Origin of the sequence: Periweissella ghanensis (assembly GCF_918814755.1) — a bacterium.
GTDB classification, from domain to species: domain Bacteria; phylum Bacillota; class Bacilli; order Lactobacillales; family Lactobacillaceae; genus Periweissella; species Periweissella ghanensis.
This window is the reverse complement of the sequence record NZ_CAKKNT010000021.1, coordinates 1-25,349: the sequence shown is the minus strand read 5'-3', so window position 1 is coordinate 25,349 and position 25,349 is coordinate 1. Positions and strand designations below refer to the sequence as shown.

Sequence of the window (25,349 nt, the reverse complement as noted above, 5' to 3'; positions counted from 1 at the left end):
TGAAAAGTTATTTAGTAATAAAATTTGGTGATAAGTACTATTTTAATTTGATGTCCCAAGCAGGGATTTCACTCGTTCCGTAAGCTTTCTTGATGACATCTTTGGTTGCTTGCGTTTGGTAGATTGCAACAATCTTTTTGTAAGTCTTGTTGTTGACGTCCTTAGCATTAGCCGCAATTAAATTAATCCATTGGGCAGAGTCCTTATTAACCGGTTCCACAAAGATGGATGCATTAGCAGGTAAGTTGGCATCTTGGGCAGTGGTGTTGTTGATAACGGCAGCTGCGACAGATGTCAATTGACGTGCAGTTTGTGAGGCATCCACGGGAATAATTTTTAATTTAAGCTTATTGTCCGTAATGTCATTTGGCGTTGGTAAAGCCACGTGTTTAAGCTTGAGTAAACCGGCTGTTTGTAAAAGGACAAGGGCCCGGCCTTCATTAGTCGGATCGTTGGGAATCGCAATTTGATCGCCTGCTTTAATATCTTTTAATGATTTAACACCTTTACCAGGGTAAAGCCGAATTGGTGCCAGAATGGTTTTACCAATTGATTTGATAGTGCCATGGTTGGCTTTATTCCATTGGTCTAAGAAGTAAAAGTGTTGAAAGGCATTTAAATCGAGTTGGCCAGATTTTAAAGCAGCGTTAGGTTGGTCAAAATCGGTAAAGTGCACTAACTTAATGTTAATATTTTCTTTTTTAGCGCGGGCGGCGACACTATCCCAAATACGGTCATCGGTGCCAACAACACCAACTTTAACGACTTGGTTGTCAGCTGACTTGCCAGCACCACAGGCAGCTAATGTAAAGGCAGCAAATAAAGCAGTGAAAGCAATTAATAGTTTTTTCATGTTAAAATCTCCCATTCATGTATATAAAATAATAAAAAGTGATTCAAAATAAAAATGAAAAAAGCTCGTTTCTATGTCTAAACATAGAAACGAGCTTTGTCGTGTACCATTCTACTTCAAGTTAATGTTGCCATTAGCTCCTCAATAACGGAAAAATCCGTGTGCGCTGATAATGGACGCCACCCCATCATAGATTTACAAGTTAACGGCTTGCTCATCTATGCCAATCCCAGGCCATCTTCCCAATTGTTATTTGACGCCTTCTCAGCAGTGGGCGCTTTCTGTACAAATAAACTAATTGGTACTCTCCTGATCATTTTGTGTACTTAAGATATGTTAATTATTTTAAATCAGCATCCCAGGCTGGAAGTTCTTCTGGGTAGTACTTCTTAAAGAGGTTTTTTGTTTCTTGGCTTTGGTAGATTTTGATAATCTTCTTGAAAGCTGGGTTGCTATCGTTTTTAGGGTTAGCGGCAATCACGTTAATCCATTGTTTAGAATCTTTGTTAATTGGTTCAACAAAGATTGCTGATTTAGGATCAAGCTTAGCATCAGTGGCAGTGTCGTTGTTAACCACGGCACCAGCAACTGATTTTAATTGAGCTGCTGTTTGCGTAGCATCAACTGGAACAATCTTCAAGTCTTTAGGGTTTGCAGTGATATCGTTTGGTGTTGGTAATGCTTCGTTCTTGATTTTGATTAAGCCAGCTGTTTGAAGAAGGGTTAAAGCGCGACCTTCATTAGTTGGGTCGTTAGGGATGACGATTTGGCCACCTTTTTTAATGTCAGATAACTTAGTAACACCTTTACCACCGTATAAACGAACAGGGGCAATTAAAGTTTTAGCAATTGGCTTTAAATTAGCGTGGTTAGCTTTGTTCCAAGTGTTCAAGAAGTAGTAGTGTTGGTAAGCATTTAAGTCGATTTGACCTGATTTCAATGCTGCATTTGGTTGGTTATAGTCATTGAAGTGCACCAATTGAATGTTAACGCCTTCTTTTTTAGCACGGGCAATGATGTTATCCCAAACTTGGGCTTCTTCAGAACCTTCAACCCCGATTTTAACTGTGTTTGAAGATGAAGATGATTTACTTGAGTTACCACAAGCGGCAAGGGTGAAGGCTGCCAAAACGGCAGTTACAGCAATCAATAATTTCTTTTTCATAATAAAATCTCCCAAAATAAATAAATTTAGATGTTTTGATACTCAACAAATTGAACGTGAAAATAAAAAAACTCGTTCCTATGTTTAAAAACATAGAAACGAGCTTCGTCGTGAACCATTCTACTTTGATATTTTGTTGCCAAAATATCCTCACTAACGGACTTAAAATATCCGTGTGCGTTGGTAATGGTCGCCACCCCATCATAGATTCATAACTAAAGTTATTCACCTATGCCAATCACAGGCCATTTTCGAAAGGGTGTTAAGGGCATCTTCTCAGCAACCGATGCTTTCTGTACAATAACAATCCAATTTACTTTCCTGATCAATTTGTTGTCGTATCAAACTATGAGGATAATATTAAAGCAGAATGAGAAACTTGTCAATAATATTTTAAAATTTAATTTAAAAGCCCTTACAAAGTTCTTACAAGTGATTAATAGCACAAAGTTTAAAATTTCCGGAAATATTGCGTAAAAAATTTGAAAGTACACGTTGTTTATGTGTAAAATAGGCTAAGTAGTATTTATGTATAAAAGTTTATATACGCAATTTTTTGGAGGAAATAACATAATGATGGATTTAGCACTATCTGTTGTTTCTTTAGCACGTTTCCAATTTGCAATGACCACAATTTTTCACTTTTTCTTTGTGCCATTTTCAATTGGGATGGGTTTAGTAGTTTCGATTATGGAAACCCTTTACGTGATAAAGAAAGACGAAGTCTACAAGCATATGACACAATTCTGGGCTAAGATTTTCTTACTTAGCTTTGCAGTTGGGGTCGTTACTGGGATCATTCAAGAATTCCAATTCGGAATGAACTGGTCAGCTTACTCACGTTTCGTTGGGGATATCTTTGGGGCACCACTTGCGATTGAAGCCTTGGTTGCCTTCTTCTTAGAATCAACTTTCATCGGTTTTTGGATGTTTAGTTGGGACAAAGTTAAGCCTGCCTTACACGCAACTTTTATTTGGTTAGTGACAATTGGTTCAAGCCTTTCAGCGCTTTGGATTTTGATTGCCAACTCATTTATGCAAAACCCAACTGGTTTCATTCTTAATAAAGAAACTGGCCGGGCACAATTAGTTAACTTTGCTGATTTAATTAAAAACCACCAAGTATGGTTGGAATTCCCTCACGTTTTAATCGGTGCGTTTTTAACAGCCGGTTTTGTCGTTGCTGGGATGTCAGCAATGGCTCTTTTACGTAAAACTAAAAACACTGACTTCTTCCGTAAGTCAATGAAAGTTGGTTTAATCCTTGGATTAGTAACAACGTTTGGGATGCTCTTTACAGGGGACCGTCACTCACTCTTCTTACAAAATGACCAACCAATGAAGTTTGCTGCTACTGAAGGTTTATATGAAAACGTTGGTGGTAAGAACAAATCAGAACCATGGGCTGTGATCGGTTGGTATAACGAAAAAGAACACAAACCTGATTTTGAAATTAACGTACCATATGTACTTTCAATCTTGGCCCACCACTCACTTACAGGTGAAAACAAAGGGGCTAACGAAATTAGCCGTGAATTACACGCGAAATACGATAAGAAGTTTGGTAAGGACATGAACTACTATGTACCATTTAATGCCATTTTCTACGCTTTCCGTGTCATGGCAGTTTCTGCCGGGGCATTCTTAATGGTTGCCATTGTTGGTCTTTGGTTTAACCGTAAGAAACACTCAGATGAGTTCTTGATGAACCAAAAATGGTGGTTATGGATTATGTCAATTGTGACATTCTTACCATTTGCTGCTAATACTGGTGGTTGGTTAGTGACTGAATTAGGTCGTTACCCTTGGGTTGTTTACGGTTACTTGACAATTGCTGATGCCGTATCACCAAACGTTTCTGCTGGTTCAATGTTATTCTCTAACATTGTTTACTTCTTAACTTTCTGTACTCTTGGTGGAGTGATGGTTTACTACGCAGCTCGTGTGCTTCGTGAAGGACCTGATGATGTCATGAAACCAAAGGCAGTTGTTAAAGACCCATTTGCAGAGGAGGCTTTTAACTAATGTCAACATTACAAATTTTATGGTTTGTCCTTATTGGCATCTTGTTTGCCGGTTTCTTCTTCTTAGAAGGTTTTGACTTTGGTGTCGGAATGGCCGTTAAAACACTTGCCAAAGATGCACATGAACGCGACGCTTTGATTGGCTCAATTGGACCTAACTGGGATGCCAATGAAGTTTGGTTAATTACTGCTGGTGGGGCAATGTTTGCCGCAATGCCAATTTGGTATGCAAGCCTATTTTCAGGTTTCTACATTCCGTTATTCTTAATTTTACTTTCATTAATTTTCCGTGGGGTTTCATTTGAATTCCGGGCCATGGCTAAATTCAACAAAGCAAAAAATGTTTGGGAATGGGCGACAGCCATTGGTTCTTTCATGGCACCATTCTTATTCGGAATGATCTTTACGGCTCTTGTTAAGGGGATGCCTGTTGATAATAGCTTTAATATTCGTGGTCACTTCTTTGACTTTGTAAACTTATTTACAATTGTCGGTGGGGTTGCCGTTGTCTTGATGAGCTACATCCACGGCTTAAACTTTATTCGCTTGAAGGTTGATGGTGAAATCCGTTACCGTGCGGCTAAAGTTGCTAAGGTCCTTTACCCAGTTCTTTTAGCTGGTGAAGTCGTCTTTGCAATCTTACTTTTCATCTACACTGACTTTTTCCAAAACAAGCCAGTAATTACAGTGATCTTATTAGCTGTGATTGTCTTAGCAACAGTTGTTTCATACATTGCAACGCTTAAAGACAAAGAAATTTTAAGTTTCATTGCTACTGGGGTTAACCTTGTTGGTCTTGTTACTTTATTATTTGTTGGTTTGTTCCCACGAGTTATCGTGGCTAACAACCCAGCCCACTCATTATTGATTAAAGATGCTTCAAGTTCACCATACACATTGACAATTATGACTTGGATTGTTGTTTCAATCTTGCCAATTGTATTGGCTTACCAAATTTGGAGCTACTATGTTTTCCGGAAACGGTTAACTGTAGGTCAAGCAGGTAGTGCTCACTAGGCTCTGCTGACCGGATTTAAATGGAGATTTATTTACATGATTGATCGGCGCTTATTTACAATGCCGGGAATTCGTAAAACACTTGGGATGCTTGCAGTGCTAATAACACTGCAAGCATTTAGTGTATTATTCCAAGGAAAATACTTAAGTACGAGTATTGTCACGCTCTGGCAACAAAAACCGTTCGTGGCCGTCCTTCAAGCTTTTGCTTTCTTTTTGGTAGCCTTCGTCTGCCGGCATTTATTGACTGTTTTAAAAAATTACGTTGTTGGCCATTGGGTTGAAAAAACAATTGTTAAATTACGACGCGATGTCTTAAAGAAAGTTGGAGCATTGGGTCCCAAAATTATCCAAGAAAAGGGGACGGGGAATACCGTTACTTTGGCCTTGGAAGGAATTGATAAAACGCAAACTTATTTGATGCTTGTGTTAATCAAAATGTTTGATTTAATGATTATTCCTTGGATTTTATTAGCCTACTTGTTCACGGTTTCATGGCAAGAAGCGACGTTTATGTTAGCAATTTATCCCGTGGTAATTTTGTTCATGGTGATTTTAGGTTACGCGGCACAAGCTAAAGCGGATAAAGAGTATGCGAATTTTATTCGTTTAAGTAATCACTTTGTTGATGCTTTACGAGGCTTACCAACCTTAAAGCAATTAGGTTTAAGTCGGAAGTATGCAAATAATATTCACCGAGTCTCAGAAGATTATCGAGTATCGGTGTTATCAACCTTAAAAATTGCGATTCTATCAACATTTACGTTAGACTTTTTTACAACGTTATCAATTGCGATTGTCGCGGTCTTTTTAGGATTTAGTTTAATTGATGGCACTAAAGCGTTGTTACCAGCGTTAACGATGTTAGTTTTAGCCCCGGAATACTTTTTACCATTACGGAATTTTGCAAACGATTATCACGATACCTTAGACGGTAAAAATGCGTTAGGTGATGTGTTAGATTTATTATCACGGCCAACCTTAGCTGATGATAAAACACTTCAACTTGAACAATGGCAAGCTGACACCCAATTAACTTTGGATAATGTCAAAGTCGCGTATGCTGATAGTCATGATGCCGCCTTAACGATTGAACATTTAGCATTACAAGGTTATCAAAAAGTCGGGATTATTGGGCGTTCTGGTTCAGGTAAATCAACATTATTAAACTTATTAGGGGGCTTTTTAGCACCTGATAGTAATTCGGCGCAACAGATTACACTTGCTGGCCAAGCCGTTGATCATTTACAATTGCAAGCTTGGCAAAAGCAGTTTCAGTATATTCCCCAAACTCCATATATTTTCCATGCAACGTTAGCGGAAAATGTAGCCTTTTATGCTCCTGAAGCATCCGAAGCAGCGATTATCAAAGCGTTAGCGGCCGCTGGTTTAACGGAATTTTGGCAACAATTACCAGCAGGACTAGCAACGTTAATCGGAGAAGGTGGTCAGGCGGTTTCTGGTGGTCAAGCTCAGCGGATTGCTTTAGCACGAGCATTCTTGACGCCAGAACGACGCGTGTTGTTATTTGATGAACCAACGGCGCACTTGGATATTGAAACAGAAATGAATATCAAGCAAGCAATTGTACCATTATTTGCTAATCACTTAGTTTTATTTGCAACTCACCGATTACACTGGGTTAACCAAATGGATTATGTCTTAGTAGTTGAGGATGGTAAAATTGTTGAACAAGGCACACCAAGTGAATTAGCCCAACAAAATGGGGCATTTGTCCAGTTAGTGGCGGATGTTAACCAATTAGGAGGTGTTAAATAATGCAAACGATCGTTAAAATGTTTAATACCGATAAATGGGTCTTGCCGTATTTACGTCGCTATAAAAAATTACTAGCCTTAGTTATTTTTCTAGGCTTTATGACAGTTTTTTGTGGGACCGCATTGATGTTTATTTCGGGATACTTGATCTCACGTTCAGCACAACACCCAAGTAATATTTTGCTCGTGTATGTGCCAATTGTCCTTACGCGGGCGTTTGGGATTGGTCGGCCAGTTTTTCGTTACGCTGAACGACTAACTTCACACAACTGGGTGCTACGGTTAGTTTCAGATTTACGTAAAAAACTCTATTTAAAAGTTGAACAACGAGCAACTACGATTCGCCAAGAAAAGCAAACAGGGGATGTGTTAGCGTTGTTAGCTGATGATATTCAACACATTGAAAATCTTTACTTAACAACGATTTTCCCGGTTGTAATTGGCTGGTTGTTATACGTAGTTTTTGCGGCCTTTGTAGGTTACTTCAATTGGGCCTTTGGCTTATTAATGTTATTGCTTTTTGGGGTAATTACCATTATTTTGCCACTCGCTTCAGTGGCTTTAAATGGAGCCCGGAGTTTTAAAAATCGCCAATTACAACACGAAGTTTATGTTAGTTTAACGGATGGCGTGTTAGGATTAACTGATTGGGTGATTGCGGGCCGGCAAGCAGAATTTGTTGAAAAACAAACGGCTTTAATGAATCAACAAGTTAAGATTCAACGGCAAAACATGCAATTTACCTGGTGGCGTGATTTTGTGATTAATTTAATTGTGGCGGGAATTACCTTTGTGATGCTGTATTTTGGTAAGGTTCAATTTGGGAATTCGTTCTTAGATGTTAACTATATTGCGGCCTTTACATTAGCAATTTTCCCAATGGTCGATGCTTTCCAAGGGATTTCAGCGGGCTTAACGGATATTCCAACGCACCAATCATCATTAGAACGAATGAATGATTATGATGAGTTAACGGTAACGGCTCCAGCAGCCCCCACAATTACGCGTCAAGCGGCCTTAGCCTTTAAACAAATTTCTTTTAATGATGTAACATTTAAGTATACTAATCAACAACGAAATGTTTTAAATGGCCTAAATATGACTATTGAACGTAATCAAACGTATGCTTTATTGGGACCTTCAGGCGCCGGTAAATCAACAATGTTACAATTAATACTTGGTGATTTACAGCCAACTAGTGGTCAAATTAACTTGGATGGTGCTGATTTAAGTACTTTACAAGAATATCGGCATGATCTTTTTGGGGTACTTGATCAACAACCATATTTGTTTAACACCTCAATTATGAATAACGTCCGCTTAGGTAATTTACAAGCCACCGATGATGAGGTTAAAGCAGCGATTGCAGCAGTCGGGTTACAGGATTTAGTTGAAAAATTACCAGATGGCTATGCGACCGTTATGACCGAAGGTGGCCAACGTTTTTCAGGTGGTGAACGGCAACGGTTTGCTTTGGCGCGGATCTTATTACAAGATGCCCCAATTATTATTTTAGATGAACCAACGGTTAGTTTAGATCCAATTACCGAAAACGAAGTCTTAACGATGATTTTCTCATTGTTGGCGGATAAGACGATTATTTGGGTCACGCACCACTTAACCGGGATTAACTTTGCTAATCAAGTTTACTTCTTGGATGATGGTCAATTTACCATGAGTGGAACGCCGCAAGCATTGTACGCTGAAAACGCCCACTTTAAACAACTATTAGATCTCGATACTGGGGTTAACAACTATCAATAATTTTAAAATTAACTAAAGGAGAGTCATGGCAGTTAAAAAACGACGCAAACGTAGGCGTAAAACAAGTAGTAAATTTAGCATACAAGCTTTTTTTGTTGAAAATGGTCAACTTCGGCGTCGCAATACCATGCTCTTCGTGATAGGTGTGGTATTATTATGTGCGGTAGCCGTTCATTGGCAAAATCAACGGCTACCAACTACTAATAATACCGCCACTGCCGCATCAAGTGTCTACCAACAACGGGTAGCTTGGTTGAATTCATTGGCCCCATATGCGCAACAATTACAACGTCAATATGGCGTCCTTGCAAGTATCACATTAGCCCAAGCAGCCCATGAATCAGACTGGAATGGTAGTCAATTATCGCAAAAATACCATAATTTTTACGGTATTAAAGCAGCCGCAGGGCAAAAGTCAATTTTGTTACCGACCAAAGAAGTTATTAAAGGTCGCTGGGTAACGATTGATGCCCCCTTTAAAGTCTATGATAATGTGCAAGGTTCAATGCTTGATCATGCCTTATTGTTAGTCCGTGGGACCAGTGAAAATCATCAGCGGTATCAACAAGTTATTCATGCAAAGAATTATGTAGTGGCATCCAATGCCTTGTATCAAGCTGGTTACGCCACCGATCCAGGGTACGCCCAAAAGTTAATTAAAATTATTGAATTGTATCATTTAAATCGATTTGACCGCTAAAAACTCGTCAAATTTAGGAGGCACTACTATGGCAACACAATTTTATCCAGGCCAAACATTAGGAATTATTGGTGAAGGCATCAATGGTCCCATTTTGGCTCAAACAGCACGTAGGATGGGCTTTCGTGTCGCAGCCTACAGTTCTGATAAGGATGCAGAAGTTTTACACATTGCTGATTTACGGTTTGTTGGCGCCAACGATAATTGGGAACAATTACGTTCGTTTGCTGAAAGTTGTGACTTTGTAACATATGAAAGTCAAAATATTAGTTCCGAAACTTTGGAATATATTAAGCAATATACTAACTTACCTCAAGGAATCAACACGCTAGAAATTTCGATGGATCGTTTAATGGAACGGACGTTGTTTGAAAGTTTGAATATTAATTGTTTACCATATACCACCGTGGTTGATTTGACGGATGTTGTTAATGCCGCAGCCTCACTAGGTTATCCAGTCGTATTAAAATCAATTCCTAAAATTACCGGAATTGAAAAAGAAGTTGTGGTTGAAAACGAAGCCTCGATTGGTAAAGTTGCCGATATGATTGATACTGGGACGTTCATCATTGAGTCATGGCTTAGTAATGTTCGTGAATATTCAGTGGTGGCCGCTCGCACCTTAGATGGCAAGATTAGTACGTATCCTATCATTGAAAATTTTTATCAAGATGGTAAATTATTAAAAACGGTTACGCCGGTTAAATTACCAGATGAAATTGAATTTGAAATGTATCGCATTACGGAACGTTTAGGCGCAAGTATCAATTATCGGGGCTTATTCCAGCTTGATTTTTATGTGACCGCGACGGGAAATTTAATTATTAAACGACTGGTTGCAACGTTAAGTCAAGCTAGTGCGATTTTTGATCAAGTAACGAATGTATCGGTTTATGAACAACATATTCGCGCCATTGCTGGCTTACCATTGTCAGTGGTTACAGCTGCGTGGCCCGCGGTGTTAGTGCCATTTTCTGATATTGATGATGAAAAATTACGCACCCAATGGTTGATCAAAGATAACTGGCATTTTACGTTCTATCATAATGCTGGCCAATTATTGCATGATGTTACGGGGCACTTTGTTGCTACCGGAACGGATGTCCAATCATTATTAGATCAAATTGATGCCACTAAATTTATTGCATCTGCAGAATTAGAATAGTTAAAAAGCCCTTAACCAAAATGGTTAAGGGCTTTTTTGATGTAAATTTAAATATGCGCAATTGGCACACAATTAACGAATATTATCGATAATTTGAGGCCCTTCAGGGTGACCAACAATCAAGGTGTTAACATGATCAAGGAATAATCCATGTTCAACGACCCCGACCATATGAATTAATTCATCACCTAATTTTTTGGGATCAGGAATTGAACCAACTTTTAAATCAATAATGTAGTTGTGGAAATGGGTTAATTTCGGATTACCGTCTTCATCACGCCGAATTTTTGGATCATAACCGGCGGCAATTAACTTATCCACAACGTGTTTGCTACCAAAGGGGATAACTTCAATTGGTAACGGAAAGGCACCTAATGTCTTAACCATTTTGGAACTGTCAACAATCCAAATGTTCCGCTTTGAATTAGAAGAAACGATTTTTTCCCATAAATGAGCTGCACCGCCACCTTTAATTCCTTGGAAGTTTGCGTCAACTTCATCTGCGCCATCAACAGTTAAGTCAATATATTCTACGTCATCAACATTTTTAATTTTGATACCAAGTGCTTCCGCTTGATTTCTAGTGCGATCAGAGGTTGGCACCCCAATAATATTGAGGCCTTCTTTCTGTACGCGTTCACCAAGGGCAGCCACGAAAAACTCGGCGGTCGAACCAGTGCCAAGCCCAACAATCATACCATCTTCGACATATTGAGCGGCTCGTTCTCCAACTTGTTTTTTTAATTCAATTTGATTCATAACTTCAAGAGCTCTCCTTGTGTAAACTGTGCATCTTTTAATTATACATAAAAACCCGAACAAAAGCTATTCGGTATATCGTAATCCTTCATAGGCAGGCGTTAAATCAAAGACTTTTTGCGCAAAACTACATTCCGGTTTGATTTTTAAGTTATGTTGGCGGGCAAAGGCAATTACTTCAGCTAGTAATTGATTAGCAATTCCTTGGCCCCGTAAGCTTGGATCAACAAATGTGTGCGTGATAACAATGGCAGCTTGATTGGGGATTTTTGGGAAATCAATTTCGGCCAAAAGCTGACCGTCAGCGGCAATTTGATAAATGCGTTCTGGTTCATGAATAAATTCCATAATACAGCTCCTTTGTTTGTCGGTCTTAATGTTATGACAGTTATTAATTATATTCTCAAGGTAAAGCGGGCGATAGTCAAATTTAAAATTTACATCTGACCTAAAAATATTCTCAGATATTGGTATAATAGAATGAAAGAAAATAAGAAAAGTGAGAACTGAATTATGAAACGTGGATTTGAAATTATTAGTAAATATGCGCAAGCAAACTTGGATTTACCGCAACGGGCAACCACGCAAGCGGCCGGATATGATTTTCAAGCAGCCGAAGATATGACCATTCCGTCAATTTGGAAGTGGGCCTTTTTAAAAGCTTTGTGGCAAGTTAAGCACACTGAAAAAGTCAGTGAAGCTGATTTGGCAGCGGCCCAAGCAACTTTGAAACCATTTTTAATTCCAACGGGGGTCAAAGCCTTCATGCAACCGGAAGAATTTTTAATGATTGCTAACCGGTCAAGTAACCCATTGAAGCGTAGTTTAGTAGTACCAAATGGTGTAGGGATTATTGACGCTGATTACTACAATAATGAACAAAATGAAGGGGCTATTTTTGTCCAAATTTTGAATTTTGGTTTGCTTGATTGCCATATTGCAAAGGGTGAACGGATTGCCCAAGGAATTTTCATGCCATTTTTGTTAGCTGATCATGATGCAACTACCCTTAAAACAACGCGTAATGGTGGTTTTGGTTCATCAGGAATTAAATAAGGAGGGCTCACTGTGGCTAAAGTAAAAACCCAATTTTTATGTTCTAATTGTGGTTACATTTCACCTAAGTATTTAGGGCGTTGTCCTAACTGTGGTGAATGGGGAACGTTAGTTGAAGAGCGTATTCAACCGGATACTCCCGATCGTAAAAGTCGGGTTAGTCTCGATGGTGAAGTCGCCAAAGTAGCTAAAATTGGGGATGTTTCAACCGAAGATACTCCCCGGATTAAAGTCCAACTATCAGAACTTAATCGGGTGCTTGGTGGTGGGGTTGTGCCAGGTTCAATGGTGTTAATTGGGGGTGACCCCGGAATTGGGAAATCAACGCTTTTATTACAAATGTCAGGCCAATTAGCCCAAACTGGAGGGTTAGTCCTCTATGTTTCGGGGGAAGAAAGTGCTGTGCAAATTAAAATGCGAGCGGAACGTTTAGGGGTGGGGGCCAATGATTTCTATCTCTATCCAGAAACTGATATGAGTTTAATTCGCAAACAAGTGGATGAATTAAAACCTAACTTTTTAATTATTGATTCCATTCAAACCATGCAAGAACCCGATGTCCAATCAGCGGTTGGTTCAGTATCCCAAGTGCGTGAAGTAACCGCTGAATTACTCCAAATTGCTAAAACGAATGGAATTACCGTCTTTATTGTCGGTCACGTGACCAAGGAAGGTTCGATTGCGGGACCAAAAATGTTAGAACACATGGTTGATACGGTGCTCTATTTTGAAGGTGATTTACACCATGCCTATCGGATTTTACGGGCTGTCAAGAACCGGTTTGGCTCAACTAATGAGCTCGGTATCTTTGAAATGCAAACCCATGGGTTAACGGAAGTTGCCAACCCATCGCAAATCTTTTTAGAAGAACGGATTGAAGGGGCCACTGGTTCAGCAATTGTGGTTTCCATGGAAGGAACGCGGCCCATTTTAGTTGAAATGCAAGCGTTGATTACGCCATCTGTTTTTGGGAATGCGCAACGGACGGCTTCAGGATTGGATCGTAATCGGGTATCGTTGATTATGGCTGTCCTTGAAAAACGGGCCAATTTATTATTGCAAAATCAAGATGCCTTTTTAAAGGCCGCCGGTGGGGTCAAATTAGATGAACCAGCGATTGATTTAGCAGTTGCGGTTGCCGTAGCATCATCATATCAAGATAAAGAAACCCAGTTGGGCGATGCCTTTATTGGTGAAATTGGCTTGACCGGAGAAATTCGCCGAGTTAACCGGATTGAAGAACGGGTTGCGGAAGCTGAAAAGCTTGGTTTTAAACGCGTCTTTGTGCCAAAAAATAATTTACAAGGTTGGCAACCAGTTGGTGAGATTGAAGTTGTCGGCGTCGCCACGATTAGTGAGGCCCTTCAGAAGGCGTTTAACGGTAAAACGAGTAAATATCGGATAAATACCGCTGAAAATCAGGAATTTTAACAATTTTTGGTTAACATGATTGCTCAATTAGAAATTAATAGTAAGATAGATTATATAGTTAGTAAGAAAGGATATTTTTATGCGAAAGAAAATCATACAAGCCGCCTTAGTTTTGGTTGGAGGGGCAATCGGTTTACTAGTGCTTCCAAGCTTTTGGCGGTTAATTCATTTTAAGTACCAATGGATTGACAATAATATCACAGACTTTATAATCGGCGCGTTATTGCTATTATTTATTTCCTTCTATTTGGTTGATTATATTGATCGTAAGCTCAGTGATGTTGAACGTTACTTATCAACAAAAAATCCATTAACGTTATTAATTGGTAGTATTACTACCATCCTTGGATTATTAATTGCCGTGTTAATTTCAAGTTTATTTGTTAATTCAAAAATCTTTTTAATTAACACCGTGATTCCGATTTTATTAATGTTGCTATTTGGATATCTTGGCTTTCGATTGGGAACAACGCGAACGGATGAATGGAAGAATTTAATTCCAAGTTTTAATCGTGTTCGGGGCAAAATTGAACCATTACAAGAAGGTGAAGTAATTGGCGATAAGCAATTAGAACCCAATTACCACCACTACAAAATTTTGGATACCAATATTTTGATTGATGGTCGGATTTACGATTTAGTAAAATCAGGCTTTATTGAAGGGACATTACTCGTGCCTAACTTTGTCCTCTATGAAATTCAATATATTGCCGATTCAGCTGACTCAGTTAAGCGGGTTCGTGGCCGTCGGGGATTAGATATTCTCAACAAGCTCCGTGAAGAACAACTTGTGCCAATTGAAATGTATGAAGGTGATTATGAAGACATTAAGGAAGTTGATGAAAAATTAGTCCAATTGGCTAAAGATTTAGATGCCGTCCTTGTGACTAACGATTTTAATTTAAATAAAGTCACAGCCTTCCAAAATATTACTATTTTTAACATCAATGAATTGGTGGGGGCTTTACGCCCACGGGTCTTACCAGGTGAGACCATGCATGTAATGGTTGTTAAAAAAGGAACGGAACGCCAACAAGGGGTCGCTTACCTTGATGACGGGACAATGGTGGTCGTTGAAGATGGTCAGTACTTTATGAATAAGAAGTTAGATGTAACAGTTACATCGGCCTTACAAACTGATGCCGGGCGCATGATTTTTGCAAAGCCCACCCATGCGACAAAACCAATCGAATAAAATGTAAATTTATTTGAGAATTCACAAGAAAAATAAGCGAGATACTTTAAAAATAGGCATTTTTGGTGTATTATCACAAGTGCATAAAAAAATGAAATGAAAGAGGCTAACACTTTGGCAAATAAGAAGCTTCGGGTGCGTTATGCACCAAGTCCAACCGGGCACTTACACATCGGTAACGCTCGTACGGCATTATTCAACTATCTCTACGCACGTCACAATAAAGGAAAGTTCATTATCCGGATTGAAGATACTGATACTAAACGTAATATTGCTGATGGTGAACGTAGTCAATTGGAAAACTTAAAATGGCTTGGCATGGACTGGGATGAAGGTCCAGATAAGCCTGGTGCATATGGTCCATACCGTCAATCAGAACGCATGGACACATACAAACCATTGATTCAAGATTTGTTAGATCGCGGACTTGCTTACGAATCATACAAGACGGAAGATGAATTGGCAGCAGAACGTGAACGCCAAATCGAAAATGGTGAAACACCTCGTTATGAATATGAATTTGCTGGTATGTCAGATGCTGAACGTGAAGCTAAGATTGCCGAAGCAAAAGCAGCTGGTTTAGAACCAGTTATTCGTTTCAAAGTCCCAGTTGGAACTGTTTACAAGTGGAACGATATTGTGAAGGGTGACATTGAAATTGGGGCCGAACAAGTTGGTGGTGATTGGGTTATCCAAAAACGTGATGGAATGCCAACTTACAACTTTGCCGTGGTAGTTGATGATCACTTGATGGAAATTTCACACGTTCTTCGTGGGGATGACCACATTTCAAATACGCCTAAGCAATTAATGATTTATGAAGCCTTTGGTTGGGATGCCCCAGAATTTGGTCACATGACATTAATCATTAATACTGAAACTGGTCGTAAGTTATCAAAACGTGATGAATCAATCTTACAATTCATTGAACAATATCGTGAACTTGGTTACTTACCAGAAGCCTTGCTAAACTTTATTGTTTTACTTGGTTGGTCACCAGTTGGTGAAGATGAAATCTTTAGCTTAAACGAATTTGTTAAGATGTTTGATGAAAAACGTTTATCAAAGAGTCCGGCTAAATTTGATGCTAAGAAACTTGAATGGGTTAACAACCAATGGTTGAAGAAAGTGCCAACTAGCGACATTTTCCCATCAATCTTACACCAATTAGTTGCCGCTGATATGGTTGATACAGCGGAATTAACACCTGAAAAATTAACTTGGTTATTCAAAATGACGGAACTTTACAAAGATCAAATGTCATTTACTAACCAAATTACTACTTTTGCCAAGGATGTCTTCTTTGATATGCCAGCTGAACTTGATGACGCTGCTAAAGAAGAAATTGCTGACACTGAAGATGTTATCAAAGTCCTTGAAAGCTTTGTAAGCCAAGTTGAAAAACTTGAATTCTTTGTAGCTGCTTCAATTGCACCAGCTATTAAAGCGGTTCAAAAAGAAACTGGTATTAAAGGTCGTAAGCTCTTTATGCCAATCCGGATTGCAGCTTCTCATGAAACGCACGGTCCGGCTTTACCAGAAGTCCTTGAATTACTTGGTAAAGAAAAAGTTATGGCTAACGTGAATGCATTAATTGCTAAATTAAAGTAATTTCGGTGCATAATTAAATGCTAGCTGCTTAAAAACGGAGGAATGATTAATTCTTCCGTTTTTTTGTGCCGCTTTAACTTTGATGGCAAGAGCGTTGGACGATATTATGTGCTATGATATAACTTATTAAATTACGCAGTGGTAACGAGTGAGGAGTAAGACACTATGATTCATGTTTTTAATACAATGACCCGTACAAAGGAACTATTTAAAACAATTCAGCCAGGAATTGTTAATATGTACGTGTGTGGACCGACGGTGTATAACTATATTCATATCGGTAATGCGCGTTCAGCGATTGCCTTTGACACTATTCGGCGGTATTTTGAATATTCTGATTACCAAGTTAACTATGTTTCTAACTTTACTGACGTGGATGATAAAATTATTAAAGCCGCCCACGAAGCTGGAATTACCGAACAGGCATTAACAACTAAATTTGAACAAGCGTTTAATGATGATACTGCACCGCTTAATATTAAACCGGCAACGGTCAGACCATTAGCAACCGAACATATTTCTGAAATTATTACCTTTGTTGACGATTTAATCGCTAAAGGGTATGCGTATGAAGCTGACGGGGATGTCTATTTCCGTGCCCGTAAATTTCCCGATTATGGCCATTTAGCGCACCAAAATATTGATGACCTCGAAGTTGGTGCTTCCGAGCGGCTTGATGATGGTGAATTAGCCCGTAAAGAAGATCCAGTTGATTTTGCCGTGTGGAAAGGTGCTGATCCGGAAGTAGCGATTACTTGGGATTCACCATGGGGACCGGGGCGACCAGGCTGGCACATTGAATGTTCTGTGATGGCGATTAAATATTTAGGGAATACGATTGATATTCATGGTGGCGGCCAAGACTTAGCTTTCCCACACCATACCAACGAAATTGCCCAATCAGAAGCGCATACGGGTAAGACTTTTGCTAACTATTGGCTCCACAATGGGTTTGTAACAGTGGGAGACGACAATGAAAAAATGTCAAAATCATTAGGTAATTTTGTGACGGTCCACGATTTATTACAAACCGTTAATCCCCAAGCATTACGGTTGATGATGGCCACAACGCATTACCGCCGGCCACTAGCTTATACGCAAACAGCCATTACAGAAGCAACTCAAATCGTTAAACGGTTGCAAACGGCATACACGAATGTGGCCTTTCGTTTAAAACAAGCGGATACCATGACCACGATTGATGAAGCCATCGATACTCAAGTCGCTCAATTTAAATCGGCCTTTATGCAAGCGATGGATGATGATTTTAATGTCGCCAATGCCATGACGGTGATTAATGATTTTGCCACAGCTTTAAATGTATACGCGAAAGCGGACCATGTTAGCGCGGTTAGTGGCGAACAAGCTTTAGCTGAATTTGCTGATCAAGTAATGGTCATTGGAGTTGATGTCAAGCCAAGCGGGCGAGCAACAGATGATAATAGCTGGATTGAGGCGCAGGTTGCGGCCCGGGATGCTGCTAAAAAAGCAAAAGACTATGCTCAAGCTGATGCAATTCGGGCTGAATTAAAAGCCCAAGGAATTGTCTTAGAAGATACTGCACAAGGAACTCGATGGAAGAAAGAATAACATGGCAAATTACCAACAAATGAACGGAATTGCATTAGCTTATATGGGCGATGCAGTTTATGAAATTTATATTCGACAACATTTATTGGGCAAGGGGATGGTTAAACCAACCCACTTGCACCACACAGCAACCCGGTATGTTTCAGCCAAAGCCCACGCCGCTTTATATCGGTTAATGGAAGCTGATGCAATTTTAACGGATGAAGAAAAACAATATTTTTTACGCGGGCGCAATGCTAAATCACATACCGGGGCTAAAAATACCGATATTGTGAGTTACCGGATTTCAACCGGGGTGGAAGCATTGTTTGGGTACTTATATTTAAGTGAACAAACGGCGCGTATTGAACAATTAGCAGCTTGGTGTATTGAACAAGTTGAATCAGGAAGGACAAAAATAAATGCCATATAATAACGAATACCGTGGTGGTCGGACAAAAACACGCCGGGCCCCACAACGCGACAGTGATAACGCCCGTCCACGGACTAATAAGCGCCCAGAGCGCACTAATGAAAAGCCAGCGGCTAAGCAAACCGTGGCCCCACTAGGTGATTTTATCATCGGTCGCCACCCAGCGGTTGAAGCATTAAAATCAACGGAACAAACGATTAATAAAGTATGGCTCCAAGACGGTATCCACAGTGATGCGATTAGTGAAGTGTTAGCTTTAGCTAAAGAACGGGGCTTAGTAGTGCAAAATGCGCCTAAGAGTAAATTGGATGAACTTAGTGATGGGCAAAATCACCAAGGGGTTGTGTTATCAATTTCGGCTTTTGAATATGCGGAATTAGACGACTTATTTGCCAAGGCCGCGGAAAAAGACGAAGCACCATTCTTCTTGATTTTAGATTCAATTGAAGATCCCCATAACTTAGGTTCAATTATGCGAACAGCAGATGCCGCTGGGGCTCATGGAATTATTATTCCTAAACGTCGGGCGGTGCAATTGACAGCAACTGTTGCGAAAACTTCAACGGGAGCGATTGAACACGTGCCAGTGGTCCGAGTTACTAACTTAGTAAATACGGTTAAAGAATTAAAAGACCGTGGTTTGTGGATTTTTGGAACTGACATGAATGGGACCGATTACCGTCGTTGGGACGCAACTGGTCCAGTGGCCTTAATTATTGGTAATGAAGGCCGTGGGGTGGCCCCATTGTTGAAACAAAATGTGGATGAAATGTTAACCATTCCAATGATTGGTCACGTGCAATCGTTAAATGCGTCCGTGGCAGCTTCATTATTAATCTACCAAGGCTTTAGTTCACGCCACAAATTATAATAAAAATTATAATTTCAATTAAATTAAACTTTTTTCAATTTAATTTAACGGGCTAAAGTTAGGGCTCATCTCGTTTTTCACGGTGTGCTAATCAATAATTATCATTAAACGTACAAATGTTCGATTTATAAAAAGATCGTTTTCGCATATCTTTATGTTACTCAATTGAAGGAGGAACATAGTGATGGATGAATATATTGATGTTGATTTAGTAACGCTTGTTGAATATGCACAAAACGGTGATGAGGCCGCTTTTGCTAAAATTTGTGAACAATTCCGGCCCTTGTATTTTGCTCAATGGACTAAATTTCGTAATTTGAAAATTGAAAAAGATGACTGGTTACAAGAAATGCAAATAATTACTTTTAAGTGTGTGCAAACTTTTAAGCCCCGGCAATTTAATCGGTCATTTGGGAGTTACTTACGATGTGCTATAAATTTTCGGTGTATTGATGAATGGCGCCGCCAACGGGCTAAAAGTAATTTTGAAGATCCACGCTATGCCTTACCGGGGATGATTGATGATGGGATGGCTAAATATAATAATGCCCAAGATTTATTAATTGTGCGCGAAGCAGTCCAACGCTTTATTAGTAGTCGGGTTTCAAAAAAAGAACGGGCGACGCTAAAAGAGTTAGTGACATTCAGCCAAGTAATTGATGCACAGTATTATACACCAGCTGAAATTGTGGCGAATCAACGGTGCTTTATGCGAACCCGTGCACAACTGAGAAAAAAACTTGAAGAATTACTCGAATAGTGATAGCCTATGAAGAGAATTATTTACACGATATTTTCATTATTGTGTAATTTGGAGGTTTCATACTATGGCACAAAAGAAAATCGCCCTTGCATGTAGTGTCTGTGCTTCACGGAACTACACGATTGCGGCAAATCCTAACCGGACAGAACGTTTAGAAGTTAAAAAGTTTTGCAAGTTCTGTGGTGAACACACATTACACCGCGAAACTCGCTAATTATTGGAGAGAAAAATGAAATTTTTGAAAAGTGTTATCCACGAAATGAAAATCGTTACATGGCCAACTGCAAAAGAAAATCGGCGTGACTCAATTACTGTTATTGCCACAGCAATTTTCTTTGCCCTTTTCTTAGGTGGCATCGACTGGTTAATTCAAACTGGTTTAGCATTCTTAGCTAAGTAAATTTCATTGGCTCATGGAGACATGATTTGCTATAATTAGTACAGTTACTGAAAACTTCGTTTGCAACGAAGTTTTTTTTGTTGAAGATTTTATACGGATCGCTACGAGGAGAAAACAATGGATTCAATTGAAAAACAATGGTACGTCTTACACACGTATTCAGGATATGAAAACAAGGTTAAAAACAACCTTGAATCACGTACAGCAACGATGAACATGACTGATTACATCTATCGTGTGGTGGTTCCTGAAAATGAAGTGACCACTGTTAAAGATGGTGAAGAAAAAACAATTATCGAAAATGATTTTCCAGGATACGTTTTAGTAGAAATGGTTATGAGTGATGAAGCTTGGTTCGTTGTTCGTAACACCCCTGGAGTAACCGGTTTCGTTGGTTCACACGGTGGTGGTTCAAAACCAACGCCATTGTTACCAGATGAAGTTGAAAACTTGATGAGTCGTATGGGTATTACAGCTCGCCGTGAAGAAAAGCTTGAGCTTGAACTCGGTGAAACAATTAACATTGTCGCTGGTCCATTTGCAGGCATGCAAGGAGTCGTAACCGCATTGGATGAAGAAAAGCAACAATTAAGTGTTAATGTAGAATTGTTCGGTCGTGAAACACCAACTGAACTTTCTTACAATGACGTTGATAAACTTGAAGAAGTTTAATTTATTAGCCATCACGTGGAAGTAATAAGTTAAATTAGTTGTAACAACCAATGAAAAGTCGGTAGATTCTTTGAATTTACCGACTTTTTTATTGATTTATGTTTTATTTGTAGTTTTAGAGTTATATGGAATATATTTAGGAGAAATAGATGGATTTAACAACTGGATCACCACTGAAGAAAATTATGCTTTTTACGATTCCCTTACTAATTGGGAATTTCTTTCAACAAATGTATAGTTTTTCTGACACATTAGTTGTTGGCCGGACCCTTGGTGAAAATGCGTTAGGGGCGGTTGGTTCAACAGGAAGTTTGCAATTTTTAGTTTTAGGGTTTGCCAATGGTTTGACGGTGGGGTTAGCGATTATCACTGCCCAAAAATTTGGGGCTAAAGATATTGAAGGGGTTAAGCGTAGTTTTGCGATGAGCATTTTGATTACGCTAGTAACTTCAGTAATCGTCACGATTTTAGCGTTAGCATTTTTACCCCAAATTTTACACGCGATGCAAACACCGAAAGTTTTATATGATGACACATACGCCTTTATTTTTGTTATCTTTGCGGGTATTTTTACCCAAATGGCGTATAACTTATTGGCCAACGTTTACCGGGCGGTTGGGAATTCAGTCGTACCGCTTGTGTTTTTGATTGTTGGTCAAGTACTAAATGTTATTTTAGAATTGTGGTTTATCCTTGGTTTTCACATGGGGGTTGCCGGGGCAGGGTATGCGACTGGTATTGCACAACTCGCATCAGCTATCTTATTGATTGTGTGGATTCCACGCCACTTACCAGAATTAGCTTTAACTAAGGCAGATTTTAAGTTAACGAAATTTGATTTTGTAGAACATGCTCGGATTGCCTATCCAGTGGCCTTTCAAACATCAATTATTGCCATTGGTTCGGTTATTTTACAAATGTCATTGAATATTTTAGGCCCTAAAGCTGTGACGGCAACAACAGCGGCTTCAAAAATTGATCAGTTTACCGTGTTGATTTTTATTTCACTCGGAACAACGATGGCGACATATACGGCACAAAACTATGGGGCCAAAGAATTTAAACGGATTTTAACCGGAACTAAATATATTATGCTAGCTGGATTAGGTTCAGCCATTTTATTTGGTGCGATTGAAATTATTTTTGCTGATCCGATGATTGCTTGGTTTATTGATCCCAAGGGGAATGCGGCCATCTTTGATATGGCGCGTAATTACTTCCAAGTCGTGGGAACAACTTATATGATGCTAGCCGTCCTTTTTGTTGTTCGAAATGTCTTACAAGGAGCGGGGAATAGTTTAGTGCCAACTTTAGCCGGAATTGGTGAATTGATTGCCCGATGTTTTGCAGGATTAGTGTTAGCTCCCAACTGGGGATACTTTGGTGCGATGTTAGCCAATCCGCTTGCTTGGACGGCTTCGGTATTAATTATGCTATGGCCGTTTATGAAATTCGTTAACGAATTAAAGAAGTTAAACTTGATGAAAAGGATGGCTAAAGAAATTTAGTTAATTCAAAATTTTTACTTGAAATGTTTAAAAACAGGTGGTACTATACCATAGTATGCTTGTTATAGTATATGTGGGAGGAGAAATCTTATCTCCATTCATACCACAACACGAAACGGAGGTAATGTATCGTGGCTAAAAAAGTCGTAACAGTTGTTAAGTTACAAATTCCTGCCGCTAAGGCAACTCCAGCTCCACCAGTGGGTCCTGCCCTTGGTCAAGCTGGTATCAATATTATGGGGTTCGCAAAAGAATTTAATGCTCGTACTGCTGATCAAGCAGGTATGATCATCCCTGTTGTTATCTCAGTGTACGAAGATCGTTCATTCGACTTCATCACTAAGACTCCACCAGCTGCCGTTCTTCTTAAGAAGGCTGCCGGTGTTGAAAAGGGTTCAGGAGAACCTAACACTAAGAAGGTTGCAACGGTTACTAAGGCGCAAGTCCAAGAAATCGCTGAAACTAAGATGCAAGACCTAAACGCCGCTTCTATCGAAGCAGCAATGCGCATGGTTGAAGGTACTGCACGTTCAATGGGATTCGTTGTTGAAGATTAATCTATAACGAACAGTCGGATCGCGTATGAAAATACGCAAGATCAAGCGGGAGGTGGCGACGCCGTTTGACCGCATTTGCAAGGAGGAATAGCTAAAAATGGCTAAGAAACATGGTAAGAAATATGTTGCTGCTCTTGAAAAGGTAGACCAAACTAAGGACTACACTTTAACAGACGCAGTTGCTTTAGTTAAAGAAATCGATTTTGCTGGTTTCGACGCAACAGTTGAAATTGCTTTCAACTTGAACGTTGATACTCGTCAAGCTGATCAACAATTACGTGGTGCCGTAGTTTTACCTAACGGTACTGGTAAAGATCAAACTGTAGTTGTGTTCGCCAAGGGTGACAAAGCTAAGGAAGCCGAAGCTGCCGGTGCTGATGTTGTTGGTGACATGGACTTGATCCAACGTATCCAAGATGGTTGGTTGGACTTTGACGTAGCAATCGCTACGCCAGACATGATGGCCCAAGTTGGTCGTATTGGTCGTGCCCTCGGTCCTAAAGGTTTGATGCCAAACCCTAAGACTGGTACGGTTACTATGGACGTTACTAAGGCCGTTCAAGAATCAAAAGCTGGTAAGGTTACTTACCGTACTGACCGTGACGGTAACGTTTCTGTTCCTGTTGGTAAGGTATCATTTGATGATGCTGCCCTTGTAGGAAACTTGAAGACTATTGCTGAAACTGTTGTACGTGCTCGTCCAGCAGCTGTTAAGGGAACTTACGTGAAGCACGTATCAATCGCTTCTACTTTTGGTCCATCAGTTAACGTTGCTGTTGACTCATTGTAATCAATTTATTTAAATAAATTGGTTGACCTTTGGCAGGATTATTGGTATTATATTGTAGTTAATTAAATACGATTTCTACCTAAGACTCAGGAGGCGTAAGCCTTAATAGTTAAATCCTGCCGAGGAAGTTTACAACGACTTTATTTCCCTCGGTTAAACTTCGGTTTAGGCGAGGGATTTTCTTTTGAGAAATCAAAATAAATAAGGAGGTAAAAAACATGAGTGAAGCAACCATCGCCGCTAAAGCGGTTGAAGTTGAAGCAGTTGCCGCTAAGTTTAACGAATCAGTTTCTGCTGTTATCGTTGACGTTCGTGGTTTAACTGTTGAACAATCAACTGAATTACGTAAGCAACTTCGTGAAGAAAACATTGAATTGAAGGTTATCAAGAACAAGATCTTGACACGTGCAGCCGAATCAGCCGACCTTGCAGGTTTAAACGACCTCTTTGTTGGACCATCAGCTGTTGCCTTTTCTAAGGAAGATGTTATCGCCCCAGCGCGTATCTTGAAGAAGTTCGCTGATTCAGTTGAAGCCCTTGAAATCAAGGGTGGTGTTATCGAAGGTAACATCGCATCTGTTGAAGAAATCAACAAGTTTGCTGCATTGCCAAGTCGTGAAGGCTTGTTGTCAATGTTGCTTTCAACATTGCAAGCACCTGTTCGTAACTTTGCATACGCTGTTAAGGCAGTTTCAGATGCAAAAGACGAAGAACCTGCTGCTTAATTAATTTAAATTAAAAACAAAAATTTTGGAGGATTTTACAATGGCTTTAAACAAAGACGTTATTATCGAAGAACTTAAAAACGCTACTATCTTGGAACTTGCTGACCTTGTTTCAGCAATCGAAGAAGAATTTGGTGTTTCTGCTGCTGCTCCTGTAGCTGCTGCTGGTGCTGCTGGTGCCGATGCTGCTGCTAAGACTGAATTTGATGTTGAATTGACTTCAGCTGGTTCAGCTAAGATCAAGGTTATCAAGGCAGTTCGTGAAGCAACTGGTCTTGGCTTGAAAGAAGCTAAGGACTTGGTTGATGGTGCTCCATCAATCGTTAAGGAAGGCTTGTCAGAAGCCGATGCTGCTGAATTAGTTGCTAAGCTTGAAGAAGCTGGTGCATCTGCAGCCGCTAAGTAATTCTAAATTACACTGCTTAAAAGAGTGGTTCTAAGTCAAATGGTACTGATGGACCTAAAAATTGAATAAATCCGTTTATTCGGTTAAGCGACTAGCTCGAAATTCGAGCTGGTCGCTTTTTTGTAATTCATAGCGAA

General features: G+C 39.6%; 26 protein-coding genes and 1 other annotated feature. Of the genes, 22 read left to right on the top strand and 4 right to left on the bottom strand.

The window, feature by feature from the left end; genetic code table 11:
• Positions 1–37: 37 nt before the first annotated feature.
• Together LQZ76_RS07235 and LQZ76_RS07230 are read right to left on the bottom strand one after the other, a co-directional pair.
• A complete protein-coding gene (locus LQZ76_RS07235) occupies positions 38–853 on the bottom strand; it encodes a MetQ/NlpA family ABC transporter substrate-binding protein (protein WP_230099078.1) in 816 nt (271 codons plus the stop codon).
• Between the two features lie 340 nt (positions 854–1,193).
• Positions 1,194–2,018, bottom strand: a complete 825-nt coding sequence (locus LQZ76_RS07230) for a MetQ/NlpA family ABC transporter substrate-binding protein (RefSeq protein WP_230099077.1) — start codon at positions 2,016–2,018, stop codon at positions 1,194–1,196.
• A 576-nt stretch (positions 2,019–2,594) separates the two neighbouring features.
• On the opposite strand from LQZ76_RS07230, the gene LQZ76_RS07225 reads away from it, so the two are divergent.
• The 6 genes from LQZ76_RS07225 to LQZ76_RS07200 are packed head-to-tail and all read left to right on the top strand — an operon-like array spanning position 2,595 to position 10,466.
• A complete protein-coding gene (locus LQZ76_RS07225) occupies positions 2,595–4,043 on the top strand; it encodes a cytochrome ubiquinol oxidase subunit I (RefSeq protein WP_230099085.1) in 1,449 nt (482 codons plus the stop codon).
• The gene (cydB, locus tag LQZ76_RS07220) at positions 4,043–5,059 is read left to right on the top strand and encodes a cytochrome d ubiquinol oxidase subunit II (RefSeq protein ID WP_230099076.1); all 1,017 of its coding nucleotides are present in this window, start codon (positions 4,043–4,045) and stop codon (positions 5,057–5,059) included. Before LQZ76_RS07225 ends, cydB begins: the two co-directional genes overlap by 1 nt.
• Positions 5,060–5,095: 36 nt before the next feature.
• Positions 5,096–6,838 (top strand): thiol reductant ABC exporter subunit CydD, encoded by a 1,743-nt coding sequence (gene cydD / locus LQZ76_RS07215; RefSeq protein WP_230099075.1) that lies wholly within the window; start codon positions 5,096–5,098, stop codon positions 6,836–6,838.
• A complete protein-coding gene (cydC, locus tag LQZ76_RS07210) occupies positions 6,838–8,601 on the top strand; it encodes a thiol reductant ABC exporter subunit CydC (protein WP_230099074.1) in 1,764 nt (587 codons plus the stop codon). The genes cydD and cydC overlap by 1 nt, the downstream gene beginning before the upstream one ends.
• Positions 8,602–8,626: 25 nt before the next feature.
• On the top strand, positions 8,627–9,301 hold the full coding sequence (locus LQZ76_RS07205; RefSeq protein ID WP_230099073.1) for a glycoside hydrolase family 73 protein: 675 nt from the start codon (positions 8,627–8,629) through the stop codon (positions 9,299–9,301).
• A gap of 28 nt (positions 9,302–9,329) precedes the next feature.
• Complete coding sequence (locus tag LQZ76_RS07200) at positions 9,330–10,466, top strand: ATP-grasp domain-containing protein (RefSeq protein WP_230099072.1); 1,137 nt, start codon at positions 9,330–9,332, stop codon at positions 10,464–10,466.
• Between the two features lie 72 nt (positions 10,467–10,538).
• On the opposite strand, the gene rpiA is transcribed toward LQZ76_RS07200, so the two are convergent.
• Positions 10,539–11,225, bottom strand: a complete 687-nt coding sequence (gene rpiA, locus LQZ76_RS07195) for a ribose-5-phosphate isomerase RpiA (protein ID WP_230099071.1) — start codon at positions 11,223–11,225, stop codon at positions 10,539–10,541.
• A gap of 66 nt (positions 11,226–11,291) precedes the next feature.
• Entirely contained in the window at positions 11,292–11,573 is a 282-nt protein-coding gene (locus LQZ76_RS07190; protein ID WP_230099070.1) for a GNAT family N-acetyltransferase, read from the bottom strand.
• A 165-nt stretch (positions 11,574–11,738) separates the two neighbouring features.
• Between LQZ76_RS07190 and LQZ76_RS07185 the strand changes: the two genes are divergently transcribed.
• The 16 genes from LQZ76_RS07185 (at position 11,739) to rplL (ending at position 25,212) form a co-directional block, all read left to right on the top strand.
• Positions 11,739–12,281: a dCTP deaminase/dUTPase family protein gene (locus tag LQZ76_RS07185; RefSeq protein ID WP_230099069.1), complete on the top strand. Its 543-nt coding sequence runs from the start codon at positions 11,739–11,741 to the stop codon at positions 12,279–12,281.
• Between the two features lie 12 nt (positions 12,282–12,293).
• A complete protein-coding gene (radA, locus tag LQZ76_RS07180) occupies positions 12,294–13,712 on the top strand; it encodes a DNA repair protein RadA (protein WP_230099068.1) in 1,419 nt (472 codons plus the stop codon).
• Between the two features lie 79 nt (positions 13,713–13,791).
• Positions 13,792–14,907 (top strand): PIN/TRAM domain-containing protein, encoded by a 1,116-nt coding sequence (locus tag LQZ76_RS07175; RefSeq protein ID WP_230099067.1) that lies wholly within the window; start codon positions 13,792–13,794, stop codon positions 14,905–14,907.
• Positions 14,908–15,021: 114 nt separating this feature from the next.
• Positions 15,022–16,518 carry a glutamate--tRNA ligase gene (gene gltX / locus LQZ76_RS07170; protein WP_230099066.1) on the top strand — a complete coding sequence of 499 codons (1,497 nt, stop codon included), beginning with the start codon at positions 15,022–15,024 and terminating at the stop codon, positions 16,516–16,518.
• 165 nt (positions 16,519–16,683) lie between these two features.
• On the top strand, positions 16,684–18,108 hold the full coding sequence (cysS, locus tag LQZ76_RS07165) for a cysteine--tRNA ligase (protein WP_230099065.1): 1,425 nt from the start codon (positions 16,684–16,686) through the stop codon (positions 18,106–18,108).
• Position 18,109: 1 nt separating this feature from the next.
• Positions 18,110–18,520, top strand: coding sequence for a Mini-ribonuclease 3 (locus LQZ76_RS07160; RefSeq protein WP_230099064.1), 411 nt, complete (start codon positions 18,110–18,112; stop codon positions 18,518–18,520).
• Positions 18,510–19,391 (top strand): 23S rRNA (guanosine(2251)-2'-O)-methyltransferase RlmB, encoded by an 882-nt coding sequence (rlmB, locus tag LQZ76_RS07155; RefSeq protein WP_230099063.1) that lies wholly within the window; start codon positions 18,510–18,512, stop codon positions 19,389–19,391. The genes LQZ76_RS07160 and rlmB overlap by 11 nt, the downstream gene beginning before the upstream one ends.
• Before the next feature lie 184 nt (positions 19,392–19,575).
• Positions 19,576–20,151, top strand: coding sequence for an RNA polymerase sigma factor (locus LQZ76_RS07150; RefSeq protein WP_230099062.1), 576 nt, complete (start codon positions 19,576–19,578; stop codon positions 20,149–20,151).
• 67 nt (positions 20,152–20,218) lie between these two features.
• Positions 20,219–20,368 (top strand): 50S ribosomal protein L33, encoded by a 150-nt coding sequence (gene rpmG / locus LQZ76_RS07145; RefSeq protein WP_168722610.1) that lies wholly within the window; start codon positions 20,219–20,221, stop codon positions 20,366–20,368.
• A gap of 15 nt (positions 20,369–20,383) precedes the next feature.
• Complete coding sequence (gene secE / locus LQZ76_RS07140) at positions 20,384–20,554, top strand: preprotein translocase subunit SecE (protein WP_230099061.1); 171 nt, start codon at positions 20,384–20,386, stop codon at positions 20,552–20,554.
• Between the two features lie 117 nt (positions 20,555–20,671).
• A complete protein-coding gene (gene nusG / locus LQZ76_RS07135; protein ID WP_230099060.1) occupies positions 20,672–21,226 on the top strand; it encodes a transcription termination/antitermination protein NusG in 555 nt (184 codons plus the stop codon).
• 149 nt (positions 21,227–21,375) lie between these two features.
• Complete coding sequence (locus tag LQZ76_RS07130; protein WP_230099059.1) at positions 21,376–22,734, top strand: MATE family efflux transporter; 1,359 nt, start codon at positions 21,376–21,378, stop codon at positions 22,732–22,734.
• Positions 22,735–22,865: 131 nt separating this feature from the next.
• Entirely contained in the window at positions 22,866–23,291 is a 426-nt protein-coding gene (gene rplK / locus LQZ76_RS07125) for a 50S ribosomal protein L11 (protein WP_168722614.1), read from the top strand.
• A 97-nt stretch (positions 23,292–23,388) separates the two neighbouring features.
• A complete protein-coding gene (gene rplA / locus LQZ76_RS07120; protein ID WP_230099058.1) occupies positions 23,389–24,081 on the top strand; it encodes a 50S ribosomal protein L1 in 693 nt (230 codons plus the stop codon).
• 60 nt (positions 24,082–24,141) lie between these two features.
• Positions 24,142–24,273 (top strand) — a sequence feature (ribosomal protein L10 leader region).
• A gap of 26 nt (positions 24,274–24,299) precedes the next feature.
• Positions 24,300–24,806 (top strand): 50S ribosomal protein L10, encoded by a 507-nt coding sequence (gene rplJ, locus LQZ76_RS07115; protein ID WP_230097440.1) that lies wholly within the window; start codon positions 24,300–24,302, stop codon positions 24,804–24,806.
• A 40-nt stretch (positions 24,807–24,846) separates the two neighbouring features.
• The gene (gene rplL, locus LQZ76_RS07110) at positions 24,847–25,212 is read left to right on the top strand and encodes a 50S ribosomal protein L7/L12 (protein ID WP_168722617.1); all 366 of its coding nucleotides are present in this window, start codon (positions 24,847–24,849) and stop codon (positions 25,210–25,212) included.
• The last annotated feature ends 137 nt before the right edge of the window (positions 25,213–25,349 follow it).